The following is a 5,329-nucleotide window of genomic DNA, read 5'->3' as shown; positions in this document are numbered from 1 at the left end:
TCGATCGCGATGACATCACTGAGGAGCATGGCCGCGGCCACCGCCGCCGCGGGACTCGCTGTCGCCGGCCTGGCCGGCTGTACCAGCAGCAAGGCCGACCAGCAGCCGGCCCCGGCGCCCGCCCCGGCGTCGACCGGGGTGATCTCGCCGCCCAAGCTCACCGCCGTGCCCACGCTCAAGAAGGAGAAGGGCATCGCGGCCGACACCACGATGGCCGACTGCAGCGCCGCCAAGGGGCCCGTGAAGGCCAACGGGACGGTGAAGAACACCAGCGGCAAGTCCAGCGACCTCGTCGTGGTGGTCTCCTGGATCGTGCCGCAGGGCTCGGACGTGGTGGCCCGGGGCGTGGCTGTGGTCAAGGGCGCCGAACCCGGCTCGGAGCACAAGTGGACCGTGGCCAGTGACGTGAAGGTCGACCAGCAGGTCCAGTGCGTGCTGTCCGCCCGGCGCGGGGCGATCGCCAAGGCCTGAGCCCCGGACGCCCGACCGGCCTAGCATGACGGCCATGACGGCACCCGCGACCTCCCGCCAGCACATCGTGGTGGTGGGTGCCGACACCACGGCCGTCCGGCTGGTGTAGGAGCTGGTGCGCGCCGGGGAGCAGCTCGTCGTGCTGGCGTCGGGAGCGGTCGACCTCGACGCGGTGACCGACATCTCCGCGCTGGGGGCGCAGCTCGTGGTCGTCCGGCACCGGGTGGGTGAGGCCGACCTGCGCGGCGTCGACGTCGGCGCCGCGAAGGCCGTGGTGATCCTCGGCGACAACGACGTGCTGGCGCTGCGGCTCGCGCTGATGATCGAGGAGCTGGCGCCCGGGGTCCGGCTGGGTGATCGAGATGACCACCCGCTGCTGGGCGGCAAGCTGTCAGAGCTGATCGGGGACTGCACCCTGCTGTCGTCGGCCGAGCTGGCCGGGCCGGCCTTCGTTGCGGCCGCGCTGGCCACCGCCGACGTCCAGGCCTTCGAGATCGGCGGCCGGACCGTCGCCGCGGGACCGCGGGAACAGGTCACCGGTGAGCGGCTCGCCGTCATCGGCAACACCAAGCTGACCGGCATCGAGGCCGTGCTGCCCGTCGGCGACGGCGACATCGTGCTGGGCACCGAGCTGGTGCCGCAGTCGCGCAGCGACGCCCGTCGCAGCGGCCTGGTCGGGGCGCTGCGACGGCTGCTGGACCGTCGTGCCCGTACCGTCGGCATCGGCCTGGTCGCGCTGACCGCCCTGAGCACGCTCTACTTCCACCTCGGCGGCAACAGCTGGCTGGTCGCGCTCTACCTCGCGCTGACCGCGTCCACGGCCACTGGCGGCGGCGATCTCAGCGCGCTACCCGTCGCCTTCCGCTTCGGGGCGGTGCTGATCCAGGCGTTCGGGCTGCTGCTCTCGGCCGGCATCACCGCCCTGATCGTGGACGCCCTGATCAGCGCCCGGCTGGCGGCGTTCACGGGCGGGGTCCGGGGCAAGCCGCGCCGCCACGTCGTGGTCTGCGGCCTCGGCCGGGTGGGCAGCGCCGTCGCGGCCCGGCTCAAGGCCCGCGGCGTCCCGGTCGTGGCGATCGAGCGGTCCGAAGACGCGCCGGGGGTGCTCCAGGCGCGGCAGCTACGGATCCCCGTGGTGATCGCGCCGGCCACCGACGCCGGCGCGCAGGCCGTGGCCGGCATCGAACGGGCCGTGGCCGTGCTGGCGGTGACCGACGACGAGGCGGCGAACCTGGAGATCGCCCTGCTCGCCAAGGGGGTCAACCCGCGGGTCCGGGTGGTCGCCCGGGTCTTCGACCACGAGCTGGCGGCGCGGGTCGAGCGGCGGCTCGAGCTGGGGGCGACCCGGAGCGTGTCGATGCTGGCGGCTCCGGCGTTCGCGGCCGCCGCGCTGGGCCGGCGGCGCGAGGTGATCTTCCCGGTGGGCCGGCGGGTGCTGCTGTTCACCGAGGTGACCGTCAACCCGGCCTCGTCGGCGCCGGGCCGGCTGCTGAGCAGCCTGGCCGAGGAAGGGGCGTCGAAACTGCTGGCGGTGGCCGCGCCGGGGGAGAAGTGGCGCTGGGACTGGAGCGACCGGCCGGCGGTGGGCGGGGACCGGCTGGCGCTGGTGGCCACCCGGGCCGGCCTGGCCCGGATGCTGCGGGCCACCAAGTCACCGGTCCGCCCGGCTCACCCCGACCGAGCCCGAGACATCCCGGCTCGAGACACCCCGGCTCGAGACATAGCGAAGCCGGACGATTTGCCTGCTCGGGGGTTCAGGTAAGTCGTCCGGCTTCAGCTGCTACATCGTGGCCCGGGGGCCGGTCATTACCGGTCTGGTGAAAGAAGTTCCGACCAGTTCTCAGAGGGCCGGGCGGGGGTCGGCCAGCGGCCACCCGCCCAGGGCCAGCTTGGAGCGGACGCGGGTGACGTCCTCCTCGCGCGGCAGCTCGTTGGTCACCTTGGTGATCAGCGTGCCGATGTCGATGTTGCCGATCGGCATGTCGCCGGACTGGGCCAGCGCGGCGGCCACCTCCTGGACCTCCTCCTGGGAGAGGCGGCGGGCCAGGACAGCGACCAGCGGGATGTAGTCGTTCTCCGGGATGCCCTCGGGGTAGCCGGCACGGAGCCAGCCGACCACGGAGGACAGGAATGCAGGCATCGACATGGCTCAGACTCCGAACAGCTGCTTGCCGTAGACGATGACCACGATACCGAAGGCCACCGCGAGGATGCAGATCGCGAAGCAGACGGCCGCTCCGGCCTTGCCGGCCGCGGACGCGGTGCTCGTCGCATCCTCAGCACCGGCGCCAGAACCGCCGGCCGTCACGAGCCGACCGGTGTTGAGCGAGCGGACGCCCAGGGCGAAGAGCGCGGGCAGCCCGGCGCCGAGCACGAGGCCCACCAGGGCCACCTGCCAGAGCGCGTCGAGGGACTTGATCAAGATGTCGGTCATGCCGGCCTCCTCAGGCGTTCACGGTCTGGCGGGCGGCGGGCTCGTCGACCGGAGCCAGACCACCCTTCCACTCGTGGTTGACGTTGTCGGCGGTGACGGGGGTCTTGCGCGAGTGACGGAACATCAGCCCAGCAGCCGCGATCAGGATGGCGAAGACGATGCCGACGCCGAGCGAGCCGCTGATGACGTGCGAGAGCTCCCAGCACAGGGCCCCGACGATGGCGGCGGCCGGCAGGGTGATGAGCCAGGCGATGACCATCCGACCGGCGACGGCCCAACGGACCAGGGCGCCCTTGCGGCCGAGGCCGGTGCCCAGGATCGAGCCGGTGGCCACGTGGGTGGTGGACAGGGCCAGACCGAGGTGGCTGGAGGACAGGATGGCCGCGGCGGAAGCGGTCTCGGCGGCCATGCCCTGGGGAGAGGAGATCTCGACCAGGCCCTTGCCCAGCGTGCGGATGACCCGCCAGCCGCCGATGTAGGTGCCGCCGGCGATGGCCAGGGCGCAGACGGCCTTGACCCAGAGCGGGATGGAGTGCACGTCGGTCCAGCTGCCGTAGGCGATCAGGGCGAGGGTGATCACGCCCATCGTCTTCTGGGCGTCGTTGGTGCCGTGCGCGAGGGAGACCAGCGAGGCGGAGCCGATCTGGCCCCAGCGGAACGAGCGGTCGCGCCGCTCCTCGGGGACCTTGCTGACCAGGGCGAAGATGACGCGGGTCCCGACGGCGGCGACCAGCGCGGCCACGATCGGCGCGGCGACCGCCGGGATGATGATCGAGGAGACCACGCCGTCCCACTTCACGCCGCCGAAGCCGAGGCTGGCGATCGCCGCGCCGATCAGGCCCCCGAACAGGGCGTGGGAGGAGGAGGAGGGCAGCCCGAGCAGCCAGGTGGCGAGGTTCCAGAGGATCCCGCCGACCAGGCCCGCGAACACGATGGTCAGGATCGGGGTGCCCATCAGGGCGGGGATGGGGGCGCCGTTCGTGCCCTGGATCGCCACCACCTTGTTGCTCACCGTCAGAGCGACCTGAATGGACAGGAAGGCGCCGACGAGGTTGAGCACCGCGGACAGCGCCACGGCGGCCTTGGGCTTGATGGCACCGGTGGCGATGGAGGTGGCCATCGCGTTCGCGGTGTCGTGGAAGCCGTTGGTGAAGTCGAAGGCCAGTGCCGTCACGATGACGATGGCCAAGATGAACAGGGGTTCGGTCACAGGAAAATCTTGGGCGTTCCGCCCTTCCCGGTCCAACCAGGAAGGGCCCTCGAGGGATAGGTTCACCGAGAGTTCATCTGGGTGAAGAGGTTGCGACTCAGGTCCAGTACAGGAGGGGCGCAGCGGGCAGCCGAGAGGGCAGCTCGGTGGTGAACCAGGCCCGCATCTCGGCCATGGTGGCCCGCGGGTAGACGTACTTGACCCCGCCGAACTTCGAGCGCTTCTGCGTCCGGACGTCCTCGTCCATCTCGAGCTTGGTCTGCGGGTACCAGCCCAGCAGGACGTCCTTGCTGGCCGGGGTGAACCGGTGCGTGATGATCTCTGCGGTCAGGTCGAGGTCCGGGACACCGGCCACCGCGGTCCCGACCTGGTCGAGCAGGTCGCCGTAGCCGGCCTGCCAGCCCGCGTAGGCCATCACCGGGGCGATGGTCAGGCCGACCGGGTAGCCGGCCTGGGCGAGCGTCCGGAGCGCGCTCAGCCGACCCGCGAGCGGAGCGGTGCCGCCGTCGAAGCGGCGGGCCAGGTCCGGTGCGTTGACCGAGAACCGGACCCGGCTGCGGCGGCGGTGGTCGAGGCCGGCCAGCTCGGCCACGTCGTCGAACTTGGTGGTGAACCTCAGCGAGACGTCGTCTCCGTACCGGCCGGCCCCCACCCGACGGACGGCCTCGGCCAGCGAGCCGGTGACGTGCTCGATCCCGAGCGGGTCGGTGTAGCAGGACAGCTCGAACGTGGTGCCCTCGTGGCCGCGCGCTTGCGTGCCGCTGGTGATGGTGCCCCGGCCGGCGTGGGTGGCGATGGGGGCCAGCACGTCGTCCAGGTTGGCGTAGACCCGGGTGACCGGCGGACCGGAGAGCGAGCCGGCCAGGTAGCAGTACTGGCAGTGGGCCGGACAGCCCTTGGCCAGGTCGATCCGCCAGTCAGCGCTGGGCGGGATCGGCTGGGGCTTCAGCTGGCTGGGCGGCGCCACCACCACGGCCAGGGTCGTCTTCGACCGGGCGTACGTCTCGCGCTCGGTCTCGCCGCGCAGGCCGGTCAGCCGGTCGTTCGCGAGCATCGTGACGTCGCCGACCCCGGCCGCGTCACAGCGCCGCAGGATCTCGGCGGTGTGCGGCAGGTCCGCGGCGGAGCGGGTGACCAGGACGCGCTTGGGGGTCCAGATCCGGCTGGGGGTGGGGGTGGCGGGCAGGTCGATCGTGGCTGCTGACATCACCCCT

General features: G+C 72.1%; 6 protein-coding genes. 2 read left to right on the top strand and 4 right to left on the bottom strand.

Translation table 11 applies throughout. The features are described 5' to 3' along the window. Nucleotides 1-9 precede the first annotated feature (9 nt). Nucleotides 10-471, top strand: coding sequence for a hypothetical protein (locus ACFE7W_RS13130; RefSeq protein ID WP_375425244.1), 462 nt, complete (start codon nucleotides 10-12; stop codon nucleotides 469-471). Between the two features lie 115 nt (nucleotides 472-586). Next, complete coding sequence (locus ACFE7W_RS13125) at nucleotides 587-2,233, top strand: potassium channel family protein (protein ID WP_375425243.1); 1,647 nt, start codon at nucleotides 587-589, stop codon at nucleotides 2,231-2,233. A gap of 78 nt (nucleotides 2,234-2,311) precedes the next feature. On the opposite strand, the gene ACFE7W_RS13120 is transcribed toward ACFE7W_RS13125, so the two are convergent. The 4 genes from ACFE7W_RS13120 to ACFE7W_RS13105 form a co-directional block, all read right to left on the bottom strand. Beyond that, complete coding sequence (locus ACFE7W_RS13120) at nucleotides 2,312-2,617, bottom strand: DUF3349 domain-containing protein (RefSeq protein WP_375425242.1); 306 nt, start codon at nucleotides 2,615-2,617, stop codon at nucleotides 2,312-2,314. Between the two features lie 3 nt (nucleotides 2,618-2,620). Next, nucleotides 2,621-2,905, bottom strand: coding sequence for a hypothetical protein (locus ACFE7W_RS13115; protein WP_375425241.1), 285 nt, complete (start codon nucleotides 2,903-2,905; stop codon nucleotides 2,621-2,623). Nucleotides 2,906-2,915: 10 nt separating this feature from the next. Further along, entirely contained in the window at nucleotides 2,916-4,115 is a 1,200-nt protein-coding gene (locus tag ACFE7W_RS13110) for an anion permease (RefSeq protein ID WP_375425240.1), read from the bottom strand. 97 nt (nucleotides 4,116-4,212) lie between these two features. Then, entirely contained in the window at nucleotides 4,213-5,322 is a 1,110-nt protein-coding gene (locus ACFE7W_RS13105) for a spore photoproduct lyase family protein (RefSeq protein ID WP_375425239.1), read from the bottom strand. Nucleotides 5,323-5,329: the final 7 nt, after the last annotated feature.

This window comes from uncultured Friedmanniella sp. (genome assembly GCF_964244285.1).
Taxonomy (GTDB): domain Bacteria; phylum Actinomycetota; class Actinomycetes; order Propionibacteriales; family Propionibacteriaceae; genus Microlunatus.
Note: the sequence above shows the minus strand (reverse complement) of the source record. Positions and strands in the feature narration are given on the sequence as shown.

Coding starts and splice junctions, on each gene's coding strand:
- ACFE7W_RS13105 (WP_375425239.1), bottom strand. CDS start 5,322: ATGTCAGCAGCCACGATCGACCTGCCCGCCACCCCCACCCCCAGCCGG.
- ACFE7W_RS13130 (WP_375425244.1), top strand. CDS start 10: ATGACATCACTGAGGAGCATGGCCGCGGCCACCGCCGCCGCGGGACTC.
- ACFE7W_RS13120 (WP_375425242.1), bottom strand. CDS start 2,617: ATGTCGATGCCTGCATTCCTGTCCTCCGTGGTCGGCTGGCTCCGTGCC.
- ACFE7W_RS13115 (WP_375425241.1), bottom strand. CDS start 2,905: ATGACCGACATCTTGATCAAGTCCCTCGACGCGCTCTGGCAGGTGGCC.